Source organism: Saccharothrix mutabilis subsp. mutabilis (assembly GCF_039521145.1).
Classification (GTDB): domain Bacteria; phylum Actinomycetota; class Actinomycetes; order Mycobacteriales; family Pseudonocardiaceae; genus Actinosynnema; species Actinosynnema mutabilis.
Map to the genome: position 1 here is coordinate 323,201 of NZ_BAAABU010000004.1, position 26,762 is coordinate 349,962.

Annotated in this window: 27 protein-coding genes and 1 tRNA gene; 18 read left to right on the top strand and 10 right to left on the bottom strand. The window is 70.6% G+C overall.

Annotated features, from left to right (window positions below; genetic code table 11):
- Positions 1–60 precede the first annotated feature (60 nt).
- A complete protein-coding gene (locus ABD126_RS12460) occupies positions 61–738 on the top strand; it encodes a TetR/AcrR family transcriptional regulator (RefSeq protein ID WP_343933927.1) in 678 nt (225 codons plus the stop codon).
- On the opposite strand, the gene ABD126_RS12465 is transcribed toward ABD126_RS12460, so the two are convergent.
- Both ABD126_RS12465 and ABD126_RS12470 read right to left on the bottom strand, forming a co-directional pair.
- On the bottom strand, positions 735–1,538 hold the full coding sequence (locus tag ABD126_RS12465) for a MaoC family dehydratase (protein WP_343933928.1): 804 nt from the start codon (positions 1,536–1,538) through the stop codon (positions 735–737). The genes ABD126_RS12460 and ABD126_RS12465 overlap by 4 nt on opposite strands.
- Entirely contained in the window at positions 1,538–2,857 is a 1,320-nt protein-coding gene (locus tag ABD126_RS12470) for a 3-oxoacyl-ACP reductase (RefSeq protein WP_343933929.1), read from the bottom strand. Before ABD126_RS12470 ends, ABD126_RS12465 begins: the two co-directional genes overlap by 1 nt.
- Positions 2,858–2,941: 84 nt before the next feature.
- On the opposite strand from ABD126_RS12470, the gene ABD126_RS12475 reads away from it, so the two are divergent.
- Positions 2,942–4,219 carry an acetyl-CoA C-acetyltransferase gene (locus ABD126_RS12475; RefSeq protein WP_343934218.1) on the top strand — a complete coding sequence of 426 codons (1,278 nt, stop codon included), beginning with the start codon at positions 2,942–2,944 and terminating at the stop codon, positions 4,217–4,219.
- Between the two features lie 38 nt (positions 4,220–4,257).
- Here ABD126_RS12475 and ABD126_RS12480 read toward each other — a convergent pair whose 3' ends face one another.
- The gene (locus tag ABD126_RS12480; RefSeq protein ID WP_343933930.1) at positions 4,258–4,878 is read right to left on the bottom strand and encodes an SIMPL domain-containing protein; all 621 of its coding nucleotides are present in this window, start codon (positions 4,876–4,878) and stop codon (positions 4,258–4,260) included.
- 132 nt (positions 4,879–5,010) lie between these two features.
- On the opposite strand from ABD126_RS12480, the gene ABD126_RS12485 reads away from it, so the two are divergent.
- From ABD126_RS12485 to ABD126_RS12495, 3 genes are all read left to right on the top strand, one after another.
- Positions 5,011–6,204 (top strand): AAA family ATPase, encoded by a 1,194-nt coding sequence (locus ABD126_RS12485; protein ID WP_343933931.1) that lies wholly within the window; start codon positions 5,011–5,013, stop codon positions 6,202–6,204.
- A gap of 213 nt (positions 6,205–6,417) precedes the next feature.
- Positions 6,418–6,573, top strand: a complete 156-nt coding sequence (locus ABD126_RS12490) for a hypothetical protein (protein WP_343933932.1) — start codon at positions 6,418–6,420, stop codon at positions 6,571–6,573.
- 443 nt (positions 6,574–7,016) lie between these two features.
- Entirely contained in the window at positions 7,017–7,391 is a 375-nt protein-coding gene (locus ABD126_RS12495) for an NTP pyrophosphohydrolase (RefSeq protein ID WP_343933933.1), read from the top strand.
- 39 nt (positions 7,392–7,430) lie between these two features.
- Here the strand turns inward: ABD126_RS12495 and ABD126_RS12500 are convergent, their stop codons facing one another.
- Together ABD126_RS12500 and ABD126_RS12505 are read right to left on the bottom strand one after the other, a co-directional pair.
- On the bottom strand, positions 7,431–7,943 hold the full coding sequence (locus ABD126_RS12500) for a VapC50 family PIN domain-containing toxin (protein WP_343933934.1): 513 nt from the start codon (positions 7,941–7,943) through the stop codon (positions 7,431–7,433).
- Complete coding sequence (locus ABD126_RS12505) at positions 7,934–8,395, bottom strand: helix-turn-helix domain-containing protein (RefSeq protein ID WP_343933935.1); 462 nt, start codon at positions 8,393–8,395, stop codon at positions 7,934–7,936. The genes ABD126_RS12500 and ABD126_RS12505 overlap by 10 nt, the downstream gene beginning before the upstream one ends.
- A 97-nt stretch (positions 8,396–8,492) precedes the next feature.
- Between ABD126_RS12505 and ABD126_RS12510 the strand changes: the two genes are divergently transcribed.
- From ABD126_RS12510 to ABD126_RS12525, 4 genes are all read left to right on the top strand, one after another.
- Positions 8,493–10,322 carry an NHL domain-containing thioredoxin family protein gene (locus ABD126_RS12510; protein ID WP_343933936.1) on the top strand — a complete coding sequence of 610 codons (1,830 nt, stop codon included), beginning with the start codon at positions 8,493–8,495 and terminating at the stop codon, positions 10,320–10,322.
- Positions 10,323–10,370: 48 nt separating this feature from the next.
- Positions 10,371–10,664, top strand: coding sequence for a GroES family chaperonin (locus ABD126_RS12515; protein ID WP_121231684.1), 294 nt, complete (start codon positions 10,371–10,373; stop codon positions 10,662–10,664).
- Positions 10,665–11,260: 596 nt separating this feature from the next.
- Positions 11,261–12,994: a VanW family protein gene (locus tag ABD126_RS12520; protein WP_343934219.1), complete on the top strand. Its 1,734-nt coding sequence runs from the start codon at positions 11,261–11,263 to the stop codon at positions 12,992–12,994.
- Between the two features lie 735 nt (positions 12,995–13,729).
- Positions 13,730–14,533, top strand: coding sequence for a DUF1206 domain-containing protein (locus ABD126_RS12525; RefSeq protein WP_343933937.1), 804 nt, complete (start codon positions 13,730–13,732; stop codon positions 14,531–14,533).
- 54 nt (positions 14,534–14,587) lie between these two features.
- Here the strand turns inward: ABD126_RS12525 and ABD126_RS12530 are convergent, their stop codons facing one another.
- Positions 14,588–16,426 carry an acyl-CoA dehydrogenase gene (locus ABD126_RS12530; RefSeq protein ID WP_343933938.1) on the bottom strand — a complete coding sequence of 613 codons (1,839 nt, stop codon included), beginning with the start codon at positions 16,424–16,426 and terminating at the stop codon, positions 14,588–14,590.
- A 116-nt stretch (positions 16,427–16,542) separates the two neighbouring features.
- Positions 16,543–17,241: a LuxR C-terminal-related transcriptional regulator gene (locus tag ABD126_RS12535; RefSeq protein WP_343933939.1), complete on the bottom strand. Its 699-nt coding sequence runs from the start codon at positions 17,239–17,241 to the stop codon at positions 16,543–16,545.
- Positions 17,242–17,477: 236 nt separating this feature from the next.
- Between ABD126_RS12535 and ABD126_RS12540 the strand changes: the two genes are divergently transcribed.
- The 5 genes from ABD126_RS12540 to ABD126_RS12560 all read left to right on the top strand — a co-directional run bounded on the left by ABD126_RS12540 (position 17,478) and on the right by ABD126_RS12560 (position 20,962).
- The gene (locus ABD126_RS12540; RefSeq protein WP_343933940.1) at positions 17,478–18,986 is read left to right on the top strand and encodes a sodium:solute symporter family protein; all 1,509 of its coding nucleotides are present in this window, start codon (positions 17,478–17,480) and stop codon (positions 18,984–18,986) included.
- Between the two features lie 95 nt (positions 18,987–19,081).
- On the top strand, positions 19,082–19,456 hold the full coding sequence (locus tag ABD126_RS12545) for a hypothetical protein (protein WP_343933941.1): 375 nt from the start codon (positions 19,082–19,084) through the stop codon (positions 19,454–19,456).
- A gap of 11 nt (positions 19,457–19,467) precedes the next feature.
- Positions 19,468–19,923 carry a MarR family winged helix-turn-helix transcriptional regulator gene (locus tag ABD126_RS12550; protein ID WP_343933942.1) on the top strand — a complete coding sequence of 152 codons (456 nt, stop codon included), beginning with the start codon at positions 19,468–19,470 and terminating at the stop codon, positions 19,921–19,923.
- Positions 19,920–20,381, top strand: coding sequence for a DUF5313 family protein (locus ABD126_RS12555; RefSeq protein WP_343933943.1), 462 nt, complete (start codon positions 19,920–19,922; stop codon positions 20,379–20,381). Before ABD126_RS12550 ends, ABD126_RS12555 begins: the two co-directional genes overlap by 4 nt.
- Positions 20,382–20,428: 47 nt before the next feature.
- The gene (locus ABD126_RS12560) at positions 20,429–20,962 is read left to right on the top strand and encodes a hypothetical protein (protein WP_343933944.1); all 534 of its coding nucleotides are present in this window, start codon (positions 20,429–20,431) and stop codon (positions 20,960–20,962) included.
- A 123-nt stretch (positions 20,963–21,085) separates the two neighbouring features.
- Here the strand turns inward: ABD126_RS12560 and ABD126_RS12565 are convergent.
- Positions 21,086–21,156 (bottom strand) — tRNA-Gly (locus ABD126_RS12565).
- Positions 21,157–21,193: 37 nt separating this feature from the next.
- On the opposite strand from ABD126_RS12565, the gene dcd reads away from it, so the two are divergent.
- Entirely contained in the window at positions 21,194–21,775 is a 582-nt protein-coding gene (dcd, locus tag ABD126_RS12570) for a dCTP deaminase (RefSeq protein ID WP_343933945.1), read from the top strand.
- Here dcd and ABD126_RS12575 read toward each other — a convergent pair.
- Positions 21,772–22,755 (bottom strand): cation diffusion facilitator family transporter, encoded by a 984-nt coding sequence (locus tag ABD126_RS12575; protein ID WP_343933946.1) that lies wholly within the window; start codon positions 22,753–22,755, stop codon positions 21,772–21,774. The two genes, dcd and ABD126_RS12575, sit on opposite strands and share 4 nt — an antisense overlap.
- Before the next feature lie 83 nt (positions 22,756–22,838).
- On the opposite strand from ABD126_RS12575, the gene ABD126_RS12580 reads away from it, so the two are divergent.
- A complete protein-coding gene (locus ABD126_RS12580; RefSeq protein WP_343933947.1) occupies positions 22,839–23,219 on the top strand; it encodes a phage holin family protein in 381 nt (126 codons plus the stop codon).
- Positions 23,220–23,272: 53 nt separating this feature from the next.
- Here ABD126_RS12580 and ABD126_RS12585 read toward each other — a convergent pair whose 3' ends face one another.
- Positions 23,273–25,549: a (Fe-S)-binding protein gene (locus ABD126_RS12585; protein WP_343933948.1), complete on the bottom strand. Its 2,277-nt coding sequence runs from the start codon at positions 25,547–25,549 to the stop codon at positions 23,273–23,275.
- Between the two features lie 129 nt (positions 25,550–25,678).
- On the opposite strand from ABD126_RS12585, the gene ABD126_RS12590 reads away from it, so the two are divergent.
- The gene (locus ABD126_RS12590) at positions 25,679–26,005 is read left to right on the top strand and encodes a DMT family transporter (RefSeq protein WP_343933949.1); all 327 of its coding nucleotides are present in this window, start codon (positions 25,679–25,681) and stop codon (positions 26,003–26,005) included.
- A gap of 169 nt (positions 26,006–26,174) precedes the next feature.
- Positions 26,175–26,753 (top strand): TetR/AcrR family transcriptional regulator, encoded by a 579-nt coding sequence (locus ABD126_RS12595; RefSeq protein WP_343934220.1) that lies wholly within the window; start codon positions 26,175–26,177, stop codon positions 26,751–26,753.
- Positions 26,754–26,762: the final 9 nt, after the last annotated feature.

Sequence of the window (26,762 nt, forward strand, 5' to 3'; positions counted from 1 at the left end):
GTGAGTAGGTAAGGCGGCAAGGGGCGCGGAGTAATCTTGCGCCAGCCTTCAGGGGGTGCGATGCACGCAGAGCAGCCGGTCAGCACCGGACGAGCCAAGCGACTGCCGCGCGCGGTGCGCGAGCGGCAGATCATGGACGCCGCGGTGGACGTCTTCTCGCGGCTGGGTTTCCACGCCGCGTCGATGGACGAGATCTCCGAGGTCGCGGGCATCTCCAAACCCATGCTCTACGCGTACCTGGGCTCCAAGGAGGAGCTGTTCGCCACCTGCATCCGCCGCGAGTCCACGCGGATGATGGAGGCCATCGCCAACGGCGTCGAGGCCGACCAGCCGCCGGACGTGCAGCTGTGGAGCGGACTGCGCGCGTTCTTCGGGTTCGTCGGCGAGAACCGGTCGAGCTGGCAGGTCCTGCACCGCCAGGCCTCCTCCCAGGGCGGCCCGTTCGCGCAGGAGCTGGCCGACATGCGCGGCCGGGCGATCAGCCTCGTGGCCGCGCTGCTCGTGCACTCCGCGGACTTCCCCAACGTGCCCCGCGCGGGCGACAAGGAGGCCGAGGCGCTGGCCGCCGCGCTGGTCGGCGCGGGCGAGTCGCTGGCCGACTGGTGGCTGGACAACCCCGAGGAACCCGCGGGCGTCGTCGCCGCCCGGCTGATGAACCTGGTCTGGATGGGCTTCGGCGACCTGGTCGAGGGCAACATCTGGCACCCGCCGTCGCGACGGGTGCCAGAGGACGACTAGCCGCTGATCACGCCCTCCAGGTGCGGCTTCTTCGACCACAGCGCGAACCGCCACCCGTCGGCGGTCGGCGCGGCGGAGAAGTCCACCTTCCCGGGCAGCAGGATCGGGGCCTTGAACCGGACGTCGACGGTGAAGGCGTCCGGCAGCCTGCCCTCGAACGCCGCCACGCACCGGGCCTTGGACCACATCCCGTGCGCGATCGCCCGCGGGAACCCGAACGCGCGCGCGGTCAGGGCGTGCAGGTGGATCGGGTTGCGGTCGCCGGACACCTCCGCGTACCGCCGCCCGACGTCCCCGCCGACCCGCCACCCGCCGGTGGGCTTCGGCGGCTCCTCCCGCTCCCGCGCGGAACCGTCCCCGGACCCGCCGCCGAGCCGGAGATATGTCGATACGTCGACCCAGACCCGCTCACCGTCCACCGACACCGACGACACCACGTCGAACTGGCGGCCACGTTCGTGCGGGCGCAGGTTCCCCAGTTGCACCTTCACGTCCAGCGGCTCGTCCGCCCGCAACGGCCGCAGCTGCGTGATCCGGTTCGCCACGTGCACCAGCCCGGGCAGCGGGAACGGGAACCCGGGCCCGGTCATCAGCTCGATCTGCGACGGGAACGCGAGCACGTGCGGGTAGGTCACCGGCAGCTCGTCGCGCACCCCGAACCCGCACACGCGGTTGTACGCGGTCAGGTGCTCGCGGTCGACGTCCACGCGCAGGTCGCGCACGGCGTCCGGCAGCGTCGAGCCGCTCCGGGTGAACCCGGTCAGCGCGGCCTTGGCGTACAGCCAGGTCAGGTTCCCCATCACGCCCCCAGCAGGCTCTGCCCGCACACCCGCACGACGTTGCCGTTGACGCCGGAGGACGCGGGGTGCGCGAACCACGCGATCGTCTCCGCCACGTCCACCGGCAGGCCGCCCTGGGACAGGCTGTTCATCCGCCGCCCCGCTTCGCGGATCATCAGCGGCACCGCGGCGGTCATCTTGGTCTCGATGAACCCGGGCGCGACGGCGTTGACCGTGGCCCCGGTGCCCGCGACGGCCTCCGACAGCGAGTCGACCATGCCGATCACGCCCGCCTTGGTGGTGGCGTAGTTGGTCTGGCCGACGTTGCCCGCGATGCCGGCGATCGACGAAACGCCGATGATCCGGCCGTTGGGGCGCAACGCGCCGGAGTCGAACAGGGCCTGGTTGACCCGTTCCTGGGCGGCCAGGTTGACCTCGATGACCGCGTTCCAGCGGCCGGCGTCCATGCGGCCGAGCGTGCGGTCGCGCGTGATGCCCGCGTTGTGCACGACGACGTCCACCCCGCCGTGCCGCTGGGTGACGTGTTCGACGATCCGCTTCGGGGCATCCGCCGAGGTGATGTCCAGCTGGAGGGTCGACCCGCCCACCCGGTTGGCGACGGCCGACAGCTCGTCGCCCTGGCCGGGCACGTCCAGGCACACGACGTGCGCGCCGTCGCGCCCGAGGACCTCCGCGATCGCCGCGCCGATGCCCCGGGACGCCCCGGTGACCAGCGCGACCTTGCCCGCGAGCGGCTGCTCCCAGTCGTCGGGGACCTCCAGCGGACCGGCGCCGATGCGCACCACCTGGCCGGACACGTACGCCGAGCGGCCGGACAGCAGGAACCGCAGGGTGGACTCGATGTTGCCCTCCGCTCCCTCGGCGACGTACACGAGCTGGGCCGTCCCGCCGCGCTTGAGCTCCTTGCCGACGCTGCGGGTGAACCCTTCGAGGGCGCGCTGCGCGATGCGCGAGGCCGCTTCGGCGGGTGGTGTGCCGAGGACGACGACCCGGCCGCACGGTCCGAGGGACCGGATCACCGGGTGGAAGAACTCGTACAGCTCGCGCAGCTCCTCTGTGCTGCCGATGCCGGTGGCGTCGAAGACGAGCGCGCCGTACCGCTCGCTCTCCTTCGCCTCGGAGGTCACGTCGAGGCCGATGGACTTGCACACCGCGGCGACCGGTTCGACCAGTCGCCCGCTGCCGCCGAGCAGCACGGGGCCGTCCAGCGCGGGCTTCCCGGGCGTGTGCCGGCGCAAGGGGTACGGGTTGGGCAGGCCGAGCTTGCCGACGACGAGACGCCCGAAGCCGGACTTGGCGAACGACTGGTAGCGATCCATGCGCACATCACACTCCCTACTCAGTAGTAAGTCTACTGACGAGTAGGTAATATGGACAACACACACCCGTACCGGGAGGACGACATGGCCGACATCCGCAGGGTTGCCATCCTGGGCGGCAACCGAATCCCCTTCGCGCGTTCCAACGGCCCCTACGCCACGGCGTCGAACCAGGACATGTTCACCGCCGCCCTGGACGGCCTGGTCAGCCGGTTCGCGTTGCGGGGCGAGCGGCTCGGCGAGGTGGTCGCGGGCGCGGTGCTCAAGCACAGCCGCGACTTCAACCTGGTGCGGGAGTGCGTGCTGGGCAGCGCCCTGTCCGCCGAGACCCCGGCCTACGACGTGCAGCAGGCGTGCGGCACGGGGTTGCAGGCCGTGATCGCGGTGGCGAACAAGATCGCGCTGGGTCAGATCGAGGTCGGCATCGCGGGCGGGGTGGACACCACCAGCGACGCGCCCATCGGCGTGAACGAGGACCTGCGCTCGGTGTTGCTGCAGTTCAACCGCGCCCGGTCGACCGGCGACAAGCTCAAGGCCGTCACCAAGCTGCGCCCCAAGCACGTCGTCCCGGACATCCCCCGCAACGGCGAACCGCGCACCGGCCTGTCGATGGGCGAGCACGCCGCCATCACCGCCCGCGAGTGGGGCATCGCCCGCGAGGACCAGGACGCCCTGGCCGCCGCGAGCCACCACAACCTGGCCGCCGCGTACGAGCGGGGCTTCTTCGACGACCTGATGACCCCGTTCCAGGGCCTGACCCGCGACCAGAACCTGCGCCCGGACTCGTCGGTGGAGAAGCTCGCCAAGTTGAAGCCGGTGTTCGGCCGCGGCGAGGACGCCACCATGACCGCCGGCAACTCGACCCCGCTGAGCGACGGCGCGTCCACGGTGCTGCTGGCGAGCGAGGAGTGGGCGGCGTCGCGGAACCTGCCGGTGCTGGCGTACCTGACGTTCACCGAGACGGCGGCGGTCGACTACGTCCACGGCGGCGAGGGCCTGCTGATGGCCCCGGCCTACGCGGTCCCGAGGATGCTCGCCCGTGCCAGTCTGTCGTTGCAGGATTTCGACTTCTACGAGATCCACGAGGCCTTCGCGTCACAGGTCCTGGCCACCCTGAAGGCGTGGGAGGACGCCGACTTCTGCAAGGGCAAGCTGGGCCTGGACGCACCCCTCGGCCCCATCGACCGCTCGAAGCTCAACGTGAACGGCTCGTCCCTGGCGGCCGGCCACCCGTTCGCGGCGACCGGCGCGCGCATCGTGGCGACCCTGGCGAAGATCCTGGCCGAGAAGGGCTCGGGCCGCGGCCTGATCTCCATCTGCGCGGCGGGCGGCCAGGGCGTGACGGCGATCGTCGAACGCTGACCGGGCACGGGCCGTCCGGCTTTCGCGGCGGGCGGCCCCTAGTCCAGCAGCGACCAGGTCGCGGTGCAGCGGACGGTCACGGTGATCTGTTGGGCCTCCAGGTTCAGCTGGTCCATCTGCGGTGGCGCGCCCGGTGCGCCGCCGTAGGCCGCCATCGCGCGCATCGACTCGGCCGCCCACATCTCGCTGTCCCCATCGGCCAGGCGCAGCAGGGTTCCCAGGCGTGCGCCCAGGGCTTCGGCGTAACCCTCGGCGCGGCGGCGGGCGTCGAGGACGGCCTCCTTCTGCGCCTCGCGCACGGCCTCGGTGTCCGCCGCGAGTTGCCACGACGGGCCGTTGAGCCACGTCGGTTCGGCGGCGACCAGCGCGCCCAGCAGGTCGTCCAGCTGGTCCAGGGCGTCCACGCGCAGCGTGTACGACTGCGACGCCCGGCTGCCGGACCGGCGCCGGCCGTTCCAGTTGTCGTGCACGTTGAGCTGCCGCGACCGCACCTCCACGCCCGGCCGCGTGAGCAGCGGCTCGACCGACGCCACCCGCCGGGTCAGCAGGTCGACCGCCTCCGTGCGGGTCGCGCCGGAGGTCTCGAAGTTCACCTGCACCTCGGCCCGGTCGGCGGTGCGCTCGACCTTGCCGGTGCCCTTGGTCACGACTTCAGCCACGTCACCCACCCAACCCGCATGCCGGATCATGCGCAACGATAAGCCGATCTAGCTTGAACACTAGATTGGCCAATAGAGCACGACACGCGTCGAGTATTGGATCGGTCGTAGACAGCTCGATACCGTCCGAGGATGGACCCGGTCCGCAACCCGTTCGCCCCCGGAGCGGGGCAGCGCCCGCCCGAGTTGGCGGGGCGGGACAAGGAGCTGAGCGCGTTCGACGTGGTCCTCGAACGGGTCGCGCGCGGCCGTCCGGAGCGCAGTCTCGTGCTCACCGGGTTGCGGGGCGTCGGCAAGACCGTGCTGCTGGGCGAGTTGCGGTCCATGGCGCTCAAGCGCGGGTGGGGCGCGGGGAAGATCGAGGCGCGGCCGGAGGCCGGGCTGCGGCGACCGCTGTCCGCCGCGCTGCACCGGGCGATCCGCGACCTGGCCGTGCGGCACCGCGCGCCCGACCGCGTGGAGGCGGTGCTGGGCGTGCTCAAGGCGTTCGCGCTGAAGGCCAACCCCGAGGACGCGAAGCTGCGCGACCGGTGGCAGCCGGGCATCGACGTGCCCGCCGCGCAGGGCCGGGCCGACTCCGGGGACATCGAGATCGACCTGGTGGAGCTGTTCACGGAGGTCGCGGAGCTGGCGCAGGACGTGGGCACCGGCGTCGCGCTGCTCATCGACGAGATGCAGGACGTGCGGCCGGACGACGTGTCGGCGTTGTGCGCGGCGTGCCACGAGCTGTCCCAGTCGGGCGCGCCGCTGGTCGTGGTCGGCGCGGGGTTGCCGCACCTGCCGGCCGTGCTGTCGGCGTCCAAGTCGTACTCGGAGCGGCTGTTCCGGTACGTGCGCATCGACCGGCTGTCGCGCGAGGACGCGGACCGGGCCGTGCTCGCGCCGGTCGAGCGGGAGCAGGCGGGCATCCTCGACGAGGCGCTGGACGCCCTGTTCGACGCGTCCGGCGGCTACCCGTACTTCATCCAGGCCTACGGCAAGGCCGCGTGGGACGCCGCGCCGGCCGACCCGATCACCCCGCTGGACGTGGCCGTCGCCGCGCCCGAGGCGGACGCCGAGCTGGCCGTGGGGTTCTTCGGGTCGCGCTACGAGCGGGCGACGCCGGCCGAGCGCGAGTACCTCCGGGCGATGGCGGAGCTGACCGACGGCAAGGACGCGGGCGTGAACACCGCGCAGGTCGCCGACCACCTGGGGCGCAAGCCGTCGTCGCTGTCGCCGGCGCGGGACAGCCTCATCAAGAAAGGCCTGGTCTACAGCGCGGAACGCGGGCAGATCGCGTTCACCGTGCCGCACTTCGGGCGGTTCCTCCTGGGGCGCGAGGACTGATTTCCGGTCGCGTCGGGTCGTCCAGCGGTCACGCTGGGGAGCCGTGGTCGGGCTGTCCGGCGCAACCAGGTGACTGTCAGGCGAATCGCAGGTGCTGAACAGGTAGCCGCCGGAGATTCATCGGCCTGTGCCCCATCTCACCGGACAATCGGGTGCATTGGGGCTGTTGAGGGTGCATACTTGAGGCACACACCGAGAAGCACTCTGAGAGGGATGAACCCCGTGAACTTCACTGCGAAGCTCCGCGCTCGTCGTGTCGAGGCTCGCAACCGGAAGGCCGTTGCCCGCGCGATCGACCAGGCGCCCACCCCGGCCATGCGCCACGAGCTCATGGCGATCGCCCAGGCCCAGGTGACCACCCTCCGCTGAACCGCCCTCCGCGCGTGACGGCCACCCGACATCGACACCGGGTGCACGCCCCGCTGTCGCGCGCGATCGGCGAAGGGGGAAACGTCGAAGGCCCTGCCGCACCTCCCGCGCGGCAGGGCCTTCGACTATGTTGAGCACATCGAAACGTGATTCGGGTCACACCCGGTAGAGGGTGTAACAGTCCACGATCGTGTCTCGATGTTCCTGGTGACCCCGCGATGCTGTCGGACCCCCGACCTGGCAGCACCGCGGGGTTTCCCATGTCCCCCGACCGAGTGCCCGGACTACTTGGACGTGGCCGAACCGGTCCAGGTGTCGTCCTGTCTGCGGGCGCGCCGGATCATCACTGCTTCCCCCTGAATGTGTCTTGTCCCCCATGGACACCACCCATGGTGCCACCGGGGTCTGACAATTCCTTGAGGGTTTCCTGAGAGCATGACCCGATGACGCTCCCGCTGCTGGTGGTCGACGCGGCCAACGTCGTGGGCTCGGTCCCCGACGGCTGGTGGCGCGACCGGGCCGGAGCGGCCACCCGCCTGCGCGACTCCCTGGCGACGATCGCCGAAGGCGGCCTGCCCGCCTTCCACGCGGGCCCGCTGGAGGTCGTCCTGGTAGTGGAGGGCAAGGCCCGCCACGTGGAATCGATCCCCGAGGTCCGCGTGGTCGCGGCGGAGCACTCGGGCGACGACAAGATCGTGGAAGTCGTCCGAACGGCCGCCCCCGACCGCCCGTGCGCGGTCGTCACGGCCGACCGCGAACTCCGCCGCCGCGTGACCGAACTCGGCGCCGAAGTCCTGGGCCCGAAGTCGGTTCGGTGATCCGAAGTCACCCGAGCGGTCGCGTTCGCCGCTCGTGGCTCACCTTCGCCACGCTCTCAAGTCCCGCCGGCAAGCCTCCGCGAACCCCGGACAGCCGTGTCCCGCATCGGCCAGGACGTCGAGCAGGTCCTCGACCGACCGCGGGGCGCGGCGGTAGCGGGAGGCCTGTCGGCGCAGCGCCGAGTGGACCGCGTTCGGGAAGAGCCCGAGTTGGTCCTGCAGGAAGTCGTCCTGGTGGACGGCCACGACGTCGTACCGCTCCAGAGCACTCGTCGGGAAGTCCCTGAGGTTCTCGGTGACCAGCACCTCCGCCCCACCGCGGACCGCGGCCGCGAGCACGTGCCGGTCCTTCGGGTGGTTCTCCATGGAGTCGATCAAGTCCTCGTAGCCGAGGACCTCGGCATCGGGGAAGTGTCGACTCATCTGATCGATCCGGTGGGCGACCTGCTCCGCCGTCGCACCGCGCTTGCGGAGGTTGCGGTCGAGTTCCGCGAGCACGTCGGCGGACCACAGCGGCCGGTGGGTTCGGCACTCCGCGATGCTCAGGGGCACGTCTCCAGGGGCAGGTCGTACAGGCCGTCGTCCTCGCCGTCGCGAACCATCTCGTCCAGGCCGGCCGCACGGGCGCGGCTCGCGCGTTCCCGGTAGGCGAGGAGGTCGGCGAGGCGCACCCGCCGGTGTCGGTTCGGCTGCTCGTACGGGATCTCGCCGGCCTCCAGCAGGCGCACCAGGGTCGGCCGCGAGACGCCGAGCAGGTGTGCCGCCTCGCTCGTGGTCAACACCGTGTGCTGGGGCGCCACCGTGATCGCCAGCCCTTGCGACATGGCGGCCACCACGCTGCGCAGCACCTCGAACACCTCGGCCGGGAGGTCCAGCCGGGTGCCGTCCGGGGCGAGCAGCGCGGCGTTCGCGTCACCCGGCCGAGCCAGGGCCGCGACCCAGGGCGACAGGCTTTCCGGGCTGGCCGGTGGCAGCAGTGTCCGCTCTCCCGAGATCGCTGTCATGCCTCAAGCGTAGACCGAAACGAACAAAACGAAAGGTTCCTCATCCACATGGTGGACGCCGAAATAGACGCCGCTTGACGTCGTGTTGACTTCGCACGTGACGACTGCTCAACGCCGCCGCGCGCGTGTCCGCGCCCCCGAACTGGTCGGCCGTGGCTGGCTCAACACCGGTGACCGGGACATCAAGCTCGCCGACCTGCGGGGCAAGGTCGTCCTGCTCGACTTCTGGACGTTCTGCTGCATCAACTGCCTCCACGTCCTGGACGAGCTGCGCCCGCTGGAGGCCGAGTTCGCCGACGTCCTGGTCACCATCGGCGTCCACTCGCCGAAGTTCGTCCACGAGGCCGACCCCGACGCGCTGAAGGCCGCCGTCGAGCGGTACGAGGTGCACCACCCCGTGTTGGACGACCCCGAGCTGGCCACCTGGCAGAACTACGCCGTCAAGGCGTGGCCGACGCTCGTCGTGGTCGACCCAGAGGGCTACGTCGTGCACGTCGCCGCCGGCGAGGGGCACGTCGACGCGCTGCGCACGGTCGTCCGGGAACTCGTCGCCGAGCACGAGGCCAAGGGCACGCTGCACCGCGGCGACGGCCCCTACGTCCCGCCCGCCCCGGCCGACACGACCCTGCGCTTCCCCGCCAAGGCGGTCGTCCTCCCCAACGGGAACCTGCTGGTCAGCGATTCCGCCCACCACAGCCTGGTCGAGCTCGAACCCGACGGCGAGACCGTCGTCCGCCGCATCGGCACCGGCGAGCGCGGCCGGCGGGACGGCGTCGAGCCCACGTTCTCCGAGCCCGCCGGCCTGGCCCTCCTGCCCGACGACACGGCCGCGCTGGTCGGCTACCACGTCGTCGTCGCCGACACCGTCAACCACCTGCTGCGCGGGCTCGACCTCGACACCGGCGAGGTCACGACCGTGGCCGGCACCGGCGAGCAGTGGCGCGACGGCGAGACCGACGGCCCGGCCGACGCCATCCACCTCACCAGCCCGTGGGACGTGGCCTGGTGGGAACCCGCCGGGGGCGTCGCCATCGCGCTCGCCGGCAACCACACCCTCGGCCTGTTCAAGCCCGTCGAGCGCCGCCTGGAGCGCCTCGCCGGCACCACCGTCGAGGGCCTGAGCGACGCGCCGCTCCAGGAGGCGTTCTTCGCCCAGACCTCCGGCCTCGCCGCCCGGGGCGACCGCCTCTGGCTGGTCGACTCCGAGACCTCCGCCCTGCGCTACCTGGAGGACGGCCACGTCAAGACCGTCGTCGGCAAGGGCCTGTTCGACTTCGGCCACCGCGACGGCGCGGCCGACCAGGCCCTGCTCCAGCACCCGCTGGGCGTCGCCGTCCTGCCCGACGGCTCGATCGCGGTCGCGGACACCTACAACGGCGCGGTGCGCCGTTACGACCCCGCCACCGGCGAGGTGTCCACGCTCGCCACGGACATCGCCGAGCCCAGCGACGTGCTGTTCGTGGCCGGCGAGCTGGTCGTCGTCGCCTCCGCCGCCCACCGCCTGGAACGGCCCGTCGCGCCCGGCACGAAGGTGCTCGGCGAGGCCCACCGGGTGAAGCGACCGCCGACGGTCATCGCGCCCGGCGAGCTGGAGCTGTCGGTCGTCTTCACCCCGCCCACCGGCCAGAAGCTGGACGACCGCTACGGCCCGTCGACCCGGCTGGAGATCACCAGCTCGCCGCCGGAGCTGCTGGTCGAGGGCGCGGGCGTCGGCACCGACCTCAAGCGGACGCTGCGCATCGCGGACGGCTTCACCGACGGCGTCCTGCACGTCGTCGCACAGGCCGCGAGCTGCACGGACGACCCCAGCGTGGAGCACCCCGTGTGCAAGCTCACCCGCCAGGACTGGGGCGTGCCCGTGCGCGTCAGCGCGGACGGCCCGCACCGGTTGCCCCTCATGATGGGCGGCCTGGACGAGGGCGCGTAGCGCGCCACGTAGACTCATCGGGTGCCCGATGTCAAGCTTGAGATCCAGATGCTGCACGACCGCGTCATGGTGCGGATCTCCCCGGAGGACGGTGAGCGCCGCAGCAGCGGCGGCATCCTGATCCCGGCGACCGCGCAGATGGCCAAGCGTCTGGCCTGGGGCGAGGTGCTCGGGGTCGGCACGAACGTGCGGCACGTCAAGGTCGGCGACCGGGTCCTGTTCAACCCGGACGACCAGTTCGAGGTCGAGGTGCAGGGCGCGACCTACCTGGTCATGCGTGAACGCGACGTGCACGCCACCGCCACCGAGCGGTCGGACCACGGAACGGGCCTTTACCTCTAGAACCGCCCGACCGTGATCGTCGTGTGACGGCGGTCGGGTAAGCAGTCCCAGGACCTTGCGGAGAGGCAAGAGGGGGAGCGGTGCCGGAGAACCAACGACCGGAGCACGACGCTGAGCGGACCACGGCGTTCCAGCCGGTCCGCCCGTCGGGCACCGGTTCGGAGCACCCGACGAACGGCTCCGCGCCGTCCGCGGGCGAGGCGCAGTGGCCCCAGGAGGAGAACGCCTGGCCGCAGGAGGAGCCGGACGAGCCCTCCGCGCGCACCGTGCGGGACGTCGCACCCTCCGAGACGACCCAGTACATCGACAGCGGCAACCTCCAGGCCTCCGCCGGCGTCACCCAGGATGTGCCCAACCCCCACCCCGACGAGGTCACCCGCAAGCTGACCCCGCCCGCCGACGAGACCCGCGCCTTCCCCGGCCCGCAGGCCGCGTCCGACGAGACCCGCGCGTTCAACGGCCCGCAGGGCGCGGCGGACGAGACCCGCGCGTTCGGCGCCCCGCAGGACGGTCCGCGCAACCCGTCCCCGTCCGAGCAGACCACCGTCTTCGCCACCCCGGTCGGCGAGCCCGAGGCGACCGTCCTCGGCCCGGTGATGGTGGACGAGGAGACGCAGGCCGACGAGGACGACCAGCGCCGCAAGAGCCGCAAGAAGGTCGCGCTCGTCGCGGCCGGCGTGTTCGGCCTGCTCGTCCTGCTCTACGGCCTGGACATCCTGGTCTCCAGCGGCAACGTGCCGCGCGGCGTGACGGTGGCCGGCGTCGACGTGGGCGGCATGAGCCACAAGGACGCGGAGCAGAAGCTGCGCGCCGAGATCGGCCCCCGGCTGGAGAAGCCGGTCAAGGCGCGCGCGGGCGACGTCGAGACCGAGGTCGACCCGAGGGCCGCGGGCCTCGAACTGGACTGGGCGGGCACCTTCGAGCGGGCCGGCGACCAGCCGCTGTCGCCGATCACCCGCCTCACGTCGTTCTTCACCTCCCGCGAGGTCGGCTTCGCCACCCGCAGCGACCAGGGCAAGCTGTCCGCCGCGGTCGAGGACCTGCGCGCCAGGACCGACCACGAGCCGGCCGAGGGCACCATCAAGTTCGAGGGCGGCACGGCCGTCGCGGTGGACCCGAAGCAGGGCCAGAAACTCGACGCCGGCGGTGCCCGCGAGAAGTTGCTCGCCGACTGGGCCGACGGCGGCACCGTCGAGCTGCCGGTCGCGCTCACCCCGGTGAAGACGACCAAGGAGGGCGTGCAGAAGGCGCTCGACGAGGTCGCCAAGCCCGCCGTGGCGTCCCCGGTCGTGGTCAAGGGCGAGGGCAAGGACGCCACGCTCACGCCCGAACAGCTCTTCGCGACCCTGGTCTTCGAGCCCGCCGACGACGGCAGCCTGACCGTCAAGGTGGACAACAACAAGGTCGTCGAGGCCGCCGGCCCGCAGCTCAAGGACACGGAGAAGGAGGGCGAGGACGCCGAGATCGTGTTCGAGGGCGGCCGGCCCACCGTCAAGCCGTCCGTGGACGGGCTGACCATCGACTGGGAGAAGTCGCTGGTCACGTACCTGGAGGTGCTCAAGCGCGCCGACCAGCGGGAGATCAAGGCGGAGTACAAGAAGTCGCCCGCCAAGGTGACCACCGAGCAGGCCAACCAGATGGGCATCAAGGAGGTCATCGGCGAGTTCCAGACCGGTGGCTTCGCGGCCGACTCGGGCGTGAACATCCGCGTGGTGGCCCAGAAGGTCAACGGCGCGATCGTGAAGCCCGGCGAGACGTTCTCCCTCAACGGCTTCACCGGCCCCCGCGGCACCGCCCAGGGCTACGTCGAGGCGGGCATCATCGAGAACGGCGCCCCCGGCCGCGCGGTCGGCGGCGGCATCTCCCAGTTCGCGACGACGCTCTACAACGCGGCGTACCACGCGGGCATGAAGGACGCCGGGCACAAGGAGCACAGCTACTGGATCTCCCGCTACCCGGCGGGCCGCGAGGCCACGGTGTTCATGGACGCGGCGGGCAACAGCCTGATCGACATCAAGTTCACCAACCCCGACCAGACCGGCGTGGCGATCCAGACCATCTGGACCCCGTCCTCGCTGAAGATCGTGCTGTGGGGGACGAAGAACTACGACGTCAGCGGCTCGACCAGCGAGCGGACGAACTTCACCGAGCCGCAGGAGATCAAGAAGACGACCCAGCCGTGCGTGCCCAGCAACGGCGCGCAGGGCTTCACGGTGACGGACACCCGGACCATCACCGACCGTCGGACGGGCCAGACCCGGTCGGAGTCGCGCACGGTGAAGTACGACCCGTCACCGAAGATCGTCTGCGAAGCTCCACCCGCCGGCTAGTGGCATTGCGCCGCAGGCGCGCTTTTGAAGGGCTGCCAAGCCACAGGAAGGGCCTCGGTTCGTTCCCCGTACGGCCTGGGCGAAGCCCAACCGCGCTTCAGCCTTCTCCGCAACCACGCTTCACCGGTTGCGGAGAAGGCTGAAGGGTGGTTGCCTCCGGCAGGCCGTACGGGGAACGAACCGACGTCCTTCCACCCCCGGGGGCCTGCCGCGCGGCGAGCGCCTCTTTTCGCTTTTCGCTTTCTCTTTTGATCTTTCGAGCGCGCCAGCGCGTTGTGCGCGAAGCGCTCCCAAGCGCGAAGCGCGTTCGAGCTTGGGAGAGCGGAGCGCGTCCCGTGAGGACCCGCGAAGCGGGGGCTTGAGAGCGTCAGCGTGACTCGTAAAGATCAAAAGAGCCTCGCCGGTGGGCAGGCCCCCGGGGAGAAAGCAAAAGAGGGGCTTTTCCGTCCTCCCCGTACGGCCTGGCGGAGCCGACCACACTTTCCCGGGGTTGGTCGAAAAACTTTTGCTCGTTCCTCGCAAAACTTTTTGGCCCAACCCCGGGAAAGTGTGGTAGCCCTTCGGGCAGGCCGTACGGGGAGGACGGAAAAGCCGAAAGCGGGCGCGCTGCGCGCGCCGAAGGGCACGCGCTGCGCGCGGTTCACTCGCGTCCTGCTGCGTGGGTGGGCGGGCGTGTGTGCGAGCGACCGGTGGGTGGCGGCTTAGGGCTGGTCAGGAGCGGGTATTCACCCGATCGTGAGCGTGCATGAGGTGAGACGTCACCCGGCCGTGCAAGTCCTCGGTCGGGCGGGGATGGTGTGCTACGGGGCGGTCCACGTGCTGTTGGCCGTGTTGACCGCGCAGGTGGTGCTGGGCGACACCGGGGAACGCACCGACCAGAAGGGTGCCGTGGCCGCGTTGGCCGAGACGTCCCTCGGGCCGGTGTTGCTGTGGGTGTTGGCGGTCGGGTTGTTCGCCTTCGCGCTGTGGCAGGTGGCCATGGCGGTGTCCGGGTACCAGTGGGTGTCGCCGGAGCGCAAGCGCTGGTACCGGCGGTTTGGCTCGATCGGACGGGCGATCACCGGGGTGGTGATCGCGGTCGCGGCCATCTCCTATGCCGTCGGGTCGGGGCAGAAGAGTTCCACCGAGCAGTCGCAGACGTGGACCGCGAAGGTGTTGGCGCTGCCGTTCGGGCAGGTGCTGGTGGGCGCGGTCGCGTTGTTCGTGATCGGGCTCGGGGTGGCGGTCGCGCGCAAGGGGGTCAAGAAGTCGTTCGAGGACGACCTCGACATGTCCGAACTGCCCTCCGGCTCGCAGAAGTGGGTCGAGCGGCTCGGGCGGGTCGGGTGGATCGGCAAGGGGATCGCCTACGCGCTGATCGGCGTCCTGGTCGGGTTCGCGGCGATCGAGGCGGACCCGTCCGAGTCGGGCGGGCTGGACAAGGCGCTCCACACGCTCGTGGCTCAGCCTTACGGCGTGTTCCTCCTGGCGTTGATCGCGCTGGGTTTCCTCGGCTTCGGCGTCTACTGCTTCGCCGCTGCCCGGGCGCACAAGGGCTGAAAAAGGGCGGCTCCCCCAACGCCCTGGGGGAGCCGCCCTGGTCTTTCCGGAAGGTCAGAACGCGGACTCGTCGATGTCCATCAGCGAGTTGTCGGTGTTCTCGGTGATCTTGCGGCGGGCGGTCAGCTCCGGCAGGACGGTCTTCGCGAAGAAGGACGCGACCGCGACCTTGCCCTCGTAGAACGCCTTGTCCTTCGCCGACACCTGGCCGTCCAGCTTGGCCAGGGCCACCTCGGCCTGGCGCAGCAGCAGCCAGCCGACGAGCACGTCACCGGCGGTCATCAGCAGGCGGACGGTGTTCTGGCCGACCTTGTAGAGGTTGCGGACGTCCTCCTGCGAGCTGGTCAGGAAGCCGATCATCGCGCCCAGGATGCCCTGGAGGTCCTCCAGGCCCCGCTTGAGCAGCGCCCGCTCCTCCTTGAGCCGGCCGTTGCCGCCCTCGTTGTCGATGAACGACTGGATCTCGCCGTTGAGGAAGCCCAGCGCCTGGCCCTTGTCGCGGATGATCTTCCGGAAGAAGAAGTCCAGCGACTGGATGGCCGTGGTGCCCTCGTACAGGGAGTCGATCTTGGAGTCCCGGATGTACTGCTCGATCGGGTACTCCTGGAGGAAGCCGGAGCCGCCCAGGGTCTGCAGCGACTGCGCGAGCTGCTCGTAGGCCCGCTCGGAGCCGACGCCCTTGACGATCGGCAGCAGCAGGTCGTTGACCTTCTCCGCCAGCTCCTTGGCCTCGCCGCCCAGGGCGATCCTGTCCTGGAACGTGGCCGTGTAGAGGTACACGGCGCGCAGGCCCTCGGCGTAGGCCTTCTGCAGCATGAGCGAGCGGCGCACGTCCGGGTGGTGCGTGATGGTCACGCGGGGCGCGGTCTTGTCGGTCATGCGGGTCAGGTCGGCGCTCTGCACCCGCTCCTTGGCGTAGGCCAGGGCGTTGAGGTAGCCGGTGGACAGCGTGCCGATGGCCTTGGTGCCGACCATCATGCGGGCGTACTCGATGACCTGGAACATCTGCGCGATGCCGTCGTGCACCTCGCCGAGCAGCCAGCCCTTGGCGGGCACGCCGTGCTGGCCGAAGGTCAGCTCGCAGGTCGTGGAGACCTTGAGGCCCATCTTGTGCTCGACGTTGGTGACGAAGGCGCCGTTGCGCTCGCCGGTCGACTCGCCGGTCTGCGGGTCGAAGTGCCACTTCGGCACCAGGAACAGCGACAGGCCCTTCGTGCCGGGCTTCGCCTCGATGCCGGGGCCCTCGGGGCGCGCCAGCACCAGGTGCATGATGTTCTCGGTCAGGTCCTGGTCACCCGAGGTGATGAACCGCTTCACGCCGTCGAGGTGCCACGAGCCGTCCTCCTGGAGCACGGCCTTCGTGCGGCCCGCGCCCACGTCGGAGCCGGCGTCGGGCTCGGTGAGCACCATGGTGGCGCCCCAGCCGCGCTCGATCATGATCTCGGCCCAGCGCTTCTGCTCTTCGGTGCCGTTCTTGTGCACCACGGTCGCGAAGTTCGGACCGGCCAGGTACATGTAGATCGCCGGGTTGGCGCCGAGGATCAGCTCGGAGGCCGCCCACTGCACCGACGGCGGGATGCCGAAGCCGCCCAGCTCGTTGGGCAGGGACAGGCGGTACCACTCGCCGTCCCAGATCGCCTGGTACGACTTCTTGAAGGACTCGGGCAGCGTGGCCGAGTGCGTCTTCGGGTCGAACACGGGCGGGTTGCGGTCGGCGTCGGCGAAGGACTCCGCCAGCGGGCCCACCGCGAGGTTGTTCAGCTCGGCCAGCACGCCGCGCGCCGTGTCCTCGTCGGACTGCTCGAACGGCCCCGTGCCGAGGTGGTCCTGCACGTTGAAGACCTCGAAGAGGTTGAACTCGAGGTCTCGGACGTTGCTCTTGTAGTGACCCATCTCGTCGCTCTCTCCAAACAGGTCGGGGCGGTCCCCTACTGACCGGTAACAACAGTTTATTACCTGTCAGTAACCCCGGCAAGGGCACCCACCCGGTTGTGGCGGAGCAGACGAGATCACTTCATGTTCGAGCTGAGCAGTCCGGCCTGGTAGGCCAGCGACACGGCGTGCGTCCGGTCCCGGGCCCGCAGCTTGCGCAGGATGTTCTTCACGTGCGTGCGGACGGTCTCCACGGACACGTACAGCTCGTTGGCCACGGCCTGGTTCTCCAGCCCGTCGGCGATCAACTGGAGCACTTCGTACTCCCGCCGGGACAGCGCCCGCCGCGACCCGGCCTCGGCGGTCGGCGTGAACCCCGCGGCCAGCGGCGCGAGCGTCGGGTCCACGTACATCCGCTCCTGGTACCCGCGCACGATCGCCTGCAGCACCTCGCCCACCTCGCCGCCGCGCGGCACGAGCCCGCGCACGCCCGCCGCCAACGCGCCGCGCACGTACTTCGCCGTCCGGTGCGGCTCGCGGACCAGGGAGATGACCAGCAGCTGCGGGTCGTTGCCGACCAGCAGGGTGGCCAGGTGGCCCTGCGGGTCCAGCACCGAGTCCACCAGCAGCACGTCCGGCCGCAACCGCTCCTGGAGCCGCACGGCGGTGTGCAGGTGCCCGGTCGAGCCGAGCCAGTTCAGCCCCGGCGTTCGGCGCACGACGGCCGAGAGGCCCTCGCGGAACAGCGGGATGGGATCGACCAGCGCGATCCCCGGCCCCGAGGCATGCCGGCCCGCGCCCGCGGGCAGCGGGCGGCCGTTGACACCGGTTCGCATGTCCATGGGAGTTGTTCGCACGAGGGGCATGACGGGATTTCGGAAAACAAAACTGTCCGTATGAGCCGGTCACGTACGTGAACAAGAGTCACAAGTGTGAGTCGGTTGGCCTTTGTGGTCTTCCGCACAGCGCAACGCCTCCGTAAGACCTACGTCACACACCCGCACGTGGGACGCCGCGCACCGCCGCCCGTTCTTTCGCGCTGCCGCCCGCCGAGGACGTTCAGGGAGGTTCGATGGGCACCCTCGACTGGCTGGTCGTAGGTGGGTACTTCTTCGTGATGGTGGCCATCGGCTACTGGTCACGTGGGCGGATCAAGAACATCGCCGACTTCTTCACCGCCGGCGGCAGGATGCCGTGGTGGCTGTCCGGCATCTCGCACCACATGTCCGGCTACAGCGCGGTCATGTTCGTGGCCTTCGCCGCCGAGGCGTACCGGCTCGGGCTCACCGTCTACATCTGGTGGGCGCTGACCATCGGCGTCGGCGTGGGCATCGGCGCGTTCCTGTGGGCGGGCGCTTGGAACCGCCTGCGCTCCAATCACGGCGTGAAGTCGCCGCTGGAGTACCTCGCCCGCCGGTACAACGTTCCGACGCAGCAGATCATGGCGTGGGCCGGCGCGGCGCTGAAGGTCGTGGACATCGCCGCCAAGTGGGTGGCGGTCGCGTTGCTGCTCAAGGGCTTCGCGGGCGTCGAGGTGTGGCTGGGCATCACGCTGGTCGGCCTGGTCACGATGGTCTACTCGGTGCTCGGCGGCCTGTGGGCCGACGCGCTGACCGACTTCGGGCAGTTCGTCATCCAGGGGTTGGCGGGCATCGCGATGTTCGTCGCGGTCGCCGCGCACTTCGGCGGGATCTCCTTCATGTGGGAGATCTGGGAGCAGTTGCCGGCGTCGCACTCCGAGCCGCTGGCCGGTCAGTACACGCTGGTGTTCTTCATGGCGTTGTTCCTGATCAAGACGCTTGAGTACAACGGCGGCATGTGGAACCTGGCGCAGCGCTACATGGCCGCGCCCACCGGTGCGGCGGCCAAGCGGTCCGCGTTGCTGTCGTCGGTGCTGTGGCTGGTGTGGCCGCTCGTGCTGTTCTTCCCGATGTGGGCGGCGCCGCTGATCGTGCCGGGCATGGAGGCCAACGCGGAGCAGGCGTACGTGGAGATGGGCAAGGCCATGCTGCCCGCGGGCATGGTGGGCCTGGTGCTGGCCGGGTTCTTCTCGCACACGATGGCGATGGTGTCGTCGGACGCGAACGTGATCTCGGCCGTCGTCACCCGCGACATGCTGCCGCGGCTGTGGAAGGGCGTGACCCGGTTGACCGAGTCCGCTCAGCTGCGGTTGGCGCGGATCACGACGTTCGCGTTCATCGGGTTGTCGATGACGATCGCGTTGACCGCCGACACCAAGGGGTTCGTGCTCAAGGTCGTGATCGCGCTGGTGGCGGCGACGATGGGGCCGATCGCGATCCCGCTGATGCTGGGGCTGTTGCCGTGGTTCAAGCGGGTCGGGCCGTCGGCGGCGATCTCCTCCGTGGTCGGCGGGCTCGGGACGTGGGCCGCGCTGTACGTGTTGCAGCAGAACAAGGTGGAGTTCGTGACGCAGGCGGTGATCGTGTCCTGGCCGCTGTTGGTGTCGCTCGTGCTGTACCTGGTGGTCGGGTTGGTGATCCGGCCGGAGCCGTCGGAGGACCGGGCGGCGCTGGTCGACTCGTTGCAGAGCGACGCCGAACCGGAGCGGGCCCGCGCGTGACGTGCCGTGGTCCCGCTCCCCGATCGTGGGGGCGGGACCACACTTGTGGGCAGTCTCATGCGGTTCGTCCGGCTTGTCGCACCCACAGTGGAGGCATGGGTGCGTGGCAGCCGCGGGACGAGGTCGAGTCGGGCGCCGGGTGGCGCCTGTGGCTGGCGCTGAGCGCGCGGGTGTGGCCGGACGAGTCGTGGGACGGCACCCCCGCGGCGGCGGTGGCCGCGCTGCACGAGATCGCGTGGGAGTGCGCGTCGCTCCGGTCGAGCTGCCCGGGTGACGCGCCGGTGTCGAGGTTGGTCGACTCCGTGGTGTTCGTGCTGAGCCTGCCGCTGGACCTGTGGCGGGACGACCACGTGCCGGTGGACGCGGAGCGGGCGGCGTTGCTGCACAGCGACCTGGCGGGTGTCGTCGAGCACTTCGCGGGGGTGCGGGCGGTGCTCGCGGAGGGCGGGGGCTGGGCCGAGCTCGTGTAGTGTGGGTGCTAATGATTAGTGCACAAACTTTCGAGGGCGACCCGCTGGCGCTGGAGCGGCAGGTCTGCTTCGCCCTGTCCATCGCGTCCCGGAACGTGGTGGCCCTCTACCGGCCGCTGCTGGAGCCGATGAACCTGACGCACCCGCAGTACCTGGTGATGCTGGCGCTGTGGGGCAAGGCGCCCCTGTCGGTGAAGGCGCTGGCCAGGATGCTGTCGCTGGAGCCCGCCACCCTGTCGCCGCTGCTCAAGCGCCTGGAAGCGATCGGCTACGTCAACCGCACCCGCGCCGCGGCCGACGAGCGCCAGCTGGCCGTGACCCTGACCGAGGCGGGCGCGGCCCTGCGCGAACAGGCCCTGCGCATCCCGCCGGCGGTGGTCGAACGCCTCGGCATGTCCCTGGACGAGCTGGAAACCCTCCACAAGGCCCTCACCCGCGTGATCGCAGCGACGGAGGCAACCCCATGACCACGCCCCCGGACAACACCGGAAATGTCGGTCCCCGGTGGGACGATGGAGACGGGGGCCGGAGGCCGCCCCTGCCGCTGCGCGCCTGGTACCTGGTCGGCGGCCGACTGCCGGTCCGCTACCGCGAGTGGGTGTTCCACCAGGCCACGAAGCCGAGCTGGCTGGGATGGTTCGTGGTCCGAGCGTTCCTCCAGGTCCTGCCGCTGACCGTGCTGATCACGCTGGGACTGGTGTGGGGCCTGGACTCCCCGCTGCCGCTGGCCGTCGCGTGCGGCTCCCTGGGCCTGGTGGTCGGCGTGTACTTCGCGGTGTCGTACGCGATCGAGAGCACGGACCACCGCATGACCAAGTACGGCTACCCACGCGCGGCTGCCAGCACCTACCGCAAGGAACGGGCCACGGAAACCGACCGCGAGCGGCAGCGCCGGTACGACGCGGCGTGGCGTTCGGCCGAATAACGCGCGATTCCACCCGGCAAGGCTTACCGCGTGGGCATCATCGCCCAATGCGGGTGATCCTCGGTCTGGCCGCGCTGGCCGCGGTGGCGGTGCTGCTCGTCGCGATGCCGAGGGAGCCGGTGGCCGGCCGGGCCGTCGTGGACCCGTCGACCATCACGGTCGAGAAGGCGTTCGCCATCTGCCGGGAGGTGCTGACCCGTTCGGGGTTCGAGGTTCCCGCCAAGCCCGGCCCTGCGGTCGTGCGGTCCAGCGGCTTCGTGCTGGTCGGCAGCACGACATCCCATCTGATGGCGTGTACCCGGAGCGGGTCGAACGTCGGTCATGAAAGTTCGATCATGGGACCCGGGATCGCCGAAGTCCCGGTCTGCCCGTGCGCGCGGTTGGCGGAGCACCAGGTCTTCTACGGGTACGCGCGAGCCGACGTGGCGTCCGTGACCCTGCACACCGAGGACGGCAGGGAGATCACGGCCCTGGTGGGCTCGGGCGCTTTTGTGGCGGACGTGTCGGACCTGTCCGAGGACGAGGCGTCCGGCCTGCGCGTCGAGGCCTTCAACGCCGCCGGGCAGCGCCTGAGCGCGTAGCACCGCCGTGACGATCCTCGCGGCGTGACCCCGGCCACCGTCGCCGCGGCCTGCCGCCGGTCCGGGCCCGATCACGCCGAAGCCCCAGGTCGGTTGCTCGCGACCTGGGGCTTCGGCGTTCCGAGCGGGTGACGGGAATCGAACCCGCCTCTACAGCTTGGGAAGCTGTCGTTCTACCAATGAACTACACCCGCGTGCTGCGGCACCGATCATACACATAGGCTGTGCCCCGTGTTGTTGAGTGACCGAGATCTGCGCGGAGAGGTCGACTCGGGCCGCCTGGTGCTGGAGCCGTTCGACGACGTCATGGTGCAGCCTTCCAGCATCGACGTCCGTCTCGACCGGTTCTTCCGGGTGTTCAACAACACCCGGTACACCCACATCGACCCGTCCCTCCAGCAGGACGACCTGACCTCGCTCGTCGAGACCCCCGACGACGAGCCGTTCGTGCTGCACCCCGGTGAGTTCGTGCTCGGGTCCACGTTCGAGCTGGTCACCCTCCCCGACGACCTCGCGGGCCGGTTGGAGGGCAAGTCCTCGCTCGGGCGGCTCGGTCTGCTGACGCACTCGACGGCCGGGTTCATCGACCCCGGCTTCTCCGGGCACATCACGCTGGAGCTGTCGAACGTCGCCAACCTGCCGATCACGCTCTGGCCGGGGATGAAGATCGGGCAGCTGTGCCTGTTCCGGCTCACCAGCTCCGCCGAGCACCCGTACGGGTCGCAGCAGGCGGGCAGCCGGTACCAGGGGCAGCGCGGGCCGACCCCCTCGCGGGCCTACCTGAACTTCCACCGGACCGAGACGCGCCGCTAGAGCAGGTTCCCGTACCGGGCCAGGACGCGGGACCTCAGGTCCGGGTCGGTGCGCGGCACCGGCTCCAGGAAGACCTCGTCCAGGTCCGGCCACCGGGCGCGCAGTTCGGCGTCGATGCGCACGCACGCGCGTTCCAGCTTGGCCGCGCCCAGGGCGTCGTCGAAGTCCAGCCGCGCGCACAGCAGGACGCGGTCCGTGCCGACGGCCATGGTCAGCAGGTCCACCACCTGCTCGACCTCCGGCACGTCCCGCAGGTACGCCCACACCGCCCGCACCAGCTTCGGGTCGGCCTGGCGACCGATCAGCAGCCCCCGGTTGGTCGCCGCGAGCACGAACGCGGCGACCGCGAGCAGCAGGCCGATCAGCAGCGACGCCACGCCGTCCCACACCGACGACCCGGTCAGGTGGTGCAGCCCGAGCCCCGCGAACGCCAGCAGGAGGCCGACCAGCGCGGCCGAGTCCTCCATGAACACCGTCTTCACCGTCGGGTCGTCGCTCATCCGCAGGAAGGCGAGCGCCGACCGGCCCTCGGCCCGCGCCTCCCGCCGCACCTGCCGCACGGCCTGCGCCCACGACACGGACTCCAGCGCGAACGCGATCGCCAGCACCGCGTACCCGACGCCGACGCTGGTCTGCTCGGTCGGCTCGCCGAACACCGTGCTGAACCCCTCGTAGAACGCGAACACCGCGCCCGACACGAAGATCGACACGGCCGCCAGCAACGACCAGAAGTACCGGTCCTTGCCGTAGCCGAACGGGTGCCGCCGGTCCGCCGGCCGCGTCGACCGGCGCAGCGCGGTGAGCAGCAGGCCCTCGGTGAACGTGTCCGCCACCGAGTGCCCGGCTTCGGCGAGCAGCGCCGCCGACCCGGTGATCACGCCGGCGACCGCTTTCATCACCGCGATGGCGAAGTTGACCGCGAGGGCGAGCAGCACGGTCAGCGTGCTCCCGCTCTTCACCGGCTCCGGCGTGGTCGTCATGGCTCGACGGTAGGGCGGCTCCGGGACATCCGCAGGCCGCGCCTGACCCGTTCGGAGCACACCGGGGGCTAGCCTTGCGCGGCATGGGCATTCTGGTGCAGGTGCTGGTGACCGCGATCGCGGTCTGGGTCTCCACGGTCATCCCGGGCATCGACCTGGGCGAGGGCTCGACCGCCGCGAAGATCGGCACGCTGATCGGCGTCGCGCTGCTGATCGGCCTGGTGAACGCCGTGGTGAAGCCGCTGGTCAAGTTCTTCGGCTGCGTCTTCTACATCGTCACGCTCGGCCTGATCGGCCTGGTCGTCAACGGCCTGCTGTTCTGGCTGACCGGCTGGCTGGCGGGTGAGCTGGGCCTGCCGTTCACGGTGACCGGCTTCTGGCCCGCGTTCTGGGGCGCGATCATCGTCGCCCTCACGAGCTGGGCGCTCAACATCATCTGGGACCGCGTCCGCTCCGACGACTGAGGACGACGAAGGCCCCGGTCCACAGTGGACCGGGGCCTTCCCGCGTCGGAACGTCAGCTCTGCGAGCCGGCCTTGTCCTCCTCGGTCAGCGGCGTGCCGGAGCCGACCTCGTCGGTCGGGACGTCGGCCCGCTCCTGCTCCTGGCCCCGCCGCACGGCGGTGAGCAGCAACTGCGCCACGTCCACCACCTCGACGTGACCGCCGGCCACGCCCTCGTTCTGCCGGGCCGTCACGCCGTCGGTCAGCATCACGCGGCAGAACGGGCAGCCGGTCGCGATCTTCGACGGGGCCGTGCCGAGCGCCTCGTCCACGCGGTCGATGTTGATCCGCTTGCCGATGCGCTCTTCCATCCACATCCGCGCGCCACCCGCGCCGCAGCACATCGAGCGGTCCGCGTGCCGCGGCATCTCGCGCAGGGTCGCGCCCGACGCCCCGACCAGCTCGCGCGGGGCCTCGTAGACCTTGTTGTGCCGGCCCAGGTAGCACGGGTCGTGGTAGGTGACGTCCTCCGCCACCTCGGCCACCGGCACCAGCCGCCGCTCGCGCACCAGGCGGTTGAGCAGCTGGGTGTGGTGCACGACCTCGTACTGGCCGCCGACCTGCGGGTACTCGTTGGCCAGCGTGTTGAAGCAGTGGGCGCAGGTCACGACGATCTTGCGCTTGCCCGGCTCACGGCCCTCGAACACCGTGTTCAGGACCTCGACGTTCTGCTGCGCCAGCATCTGGAACAGGAACTCGTTGCCCGCGCGCCGCGCCGGGTCGCCGGTGCAGGTCTCCTCCGGCCCGAGCACCGTGTACTTGACGCCCGCGGTGTGCAGCAGCTCGGCCACCGCGCGGGTGGTCTTCTTGGCCCGGTCCTCGAACGCGCCCGCGCAGCCGACCCAGAACAGGTACTCGGTGTCGCCCAGCTCGCCCTCGAACACGGGCACCTCGAAGTCCAGGCCCTCGGTCCACGCCAGGCGGTCCTTGGCGTTCTGGCCCCACGGGTTGCCCTTGTTCTCCAGGTTCTTGAACATCCCGCCCAGCTCGGACGGGAAGTTCGACTCGATCAGCACCTGGTAGCGGCGCATGTCGACGATGTGGTCGACGTGCTCGATGTCCACCGGGCACTGCTCGACGCACGCGCCGCACGTGGTGCAGGACCACAGCACCTCGGGGTCGATGACGCCCAGCTCGTCCGCGCCGCCGACCAGCGGCCGGTCCGCCTCGGCCAGGGCCAGGACGTCGATGGACTCCAGGCGCTTCTTGTAGTCCTCGTACTTGTCCTCGGTGATGCCGACCTCGTCGCCGGCCATGTCCCGCCGGCCGCCGGCCAGCAGGTAGGGGGCCTTGGCGTAGGCGTGGTCGCGCAGCTGGGTGATGACGAGCTTCGGGGACAGCGGCTTGCCGGTGTTCCACGCGGGGCACTGCGACTGGCAGCGACCGCACTCGGTGCAGGTGCTGAAGTCCAGCCAGCCCTTCCAGGTGAAGTCCTCGACCTTGCCGACGCCGAAGGTGTCCTTGTCCGGGTCGGCCTCCTCCAGGTCGAGGACCTTGCCGCCGCTCATCATGGGCTTGAGCGCGCCCAGGGCGACGCCGCCGTCGTCCTCGCGCTTGAAGTAGATGTTGAAGAACGCGCTGAACCGGTGCCACGCGACACCCATGGTCAGGTTCTTCGCCACGACGATGAGCCAGACGATCGCCGACGCCAGCTTGATGAACGCCATGATCGAGACCCAGTCGGGGCTCGCGGGCAGGACGTTGCTCAGCGGCCCGGTGACGAAGGACGACCACAGCGGCGGGTCCTCCAGGCCGGAGGCCTGCTTGAACGCCTTCACGCCGAGGATGCCCAGGCCCTCGATGATGACGACGGCCTCGACGAAGTAGGCCGCGCGGAAGTTCGAGCCCGCGAACCGGGACACGCGGTCGGCGCGGCGCGGGTGGTTGAGCTGGCGGATGACCGCCAGCGCGACGCCACCGACGACGGTGCCCAGGCCGAGCAGTTCGATCAGCAGCGCCCAGACCGACCACGTGCCGATGACCGGCCAGTGGAAGCCGGGGTAGAACACCTCGCCGTAGGCCTCGAACAGCACGGCGGAGCCGATGAGGAAGCCCCACATCACCATCCAGTGCCAGGGGGCGACCTTGCGGAACTTGGCCATCCGGGTGTGCGCGACGAACTCGACGATCAGGGTGCGCAGGCGGGGCAGGAACGGCCCGTTGCGCGTCGAGTCCGGCTGGCCCAGGCGGATGATCTTGATCATCCGGACCACACCGGCCACGAACAGACCCCAGGCGTACACGCTGACGGCGACGCCGATGGCGCCGAGGGTGAGCTGGAGGGCTCCCATGTGGTGGCGGCCTTTCTCGTCAGTCTCCTGGCTGGGCAGAGTACGCCGGATTACTGGTCGGTAACCACTTGAGCGTGGCCGATCACATAAACTAGTTGAACGTTCGTTCCACTAGTTGGAGGGCCCGCTGTGGTGTATCTGCTGCTCGCGCTGGCGATCGTGGGCGAGGTGACCGCGACGGTCTCGCTCAAGCTCAGCGACGGGTTCACCCGTCCGTTGCCGGTGGTGGCGGTCGTCGTGGGGTACGTCGTGGCGTTCGCGTCGCTGGGGTTCGTGCTCAAGCTCGGGATGCCGATCGGGGTCGCCTACGCGATCTGGTGCGCGTTCGGCATCGCGGCCGTGGCGGGGATCGGGGTCGTGCTGTTCGAGGAGCCGCTGAACCCGACGATGGTGGTCGGGTTGGTGCTGGTGGTCGCCGGCGTGGTCGCCATCGAGGTGGGCAGTGCCGCCGGCTGACGGCCGCCCCGGCCAGGGCACGCCGGGAGAGGACGGCCGGGGCCGGGCCACGCCGGCTGACGACGGCCGGGGCGGGGGCCCGCCGGGAGACGACGGCCGGGCTCGGGCCGCGCCGGCTGGCGGCAGTCGGGCCACGCCGGGTGACGGCCGCCGGGCCGTGCCGGCTCCCGTGGACCGGGCCCGGGCCGCGCCCGCTGTCGTCGGCCGCAGCCGGGGCGTTCCCGCCGACGGCCGCCGGGCCCGCGGCGAGCGGCGGCGGCGGGCGATCCTCGCGGCGACGTTGCGGGTGATCGAGCGCGAGGGCGTGTCCGGGGTGTCGCACCGGTCGGTGGCGCGGGAGGCCGAGGTGCCGGTGTCCTCGACGGTCTACTACTACAGCACCCTGGACGACCTGCTGATCGCGTGCCTGAAGTGGTCGGCGAGCGAGATGGCGGTGGCGTTCGGGTCGGTGAGCCCCACGCCGTCGTCGGTGGCCCGGTTCCTGGCGGACGCGGTCGGGCCGCACCGGGGGCGGACGCTGGCGGAGTACGAGCTGTACCTGTTCGCGGCCCGGCGGCCGGAGCTGCGGCCGGCGGCGCGGCGGTGGATCACGCTGCTGTCGTCGGTGTTCGGCACCATGGAGCCGGCGGCCTTCCTCGGGTTCGTCGCGGCCCTGGACGGGCTGCTGATCCAGGGCCTGATCGCGGATTTCCCCCCAACGGCGGAACAGTTGGAGCCGGTCGTGTCCCTTCTGATGCCTCTCCGATGACCTTCACGC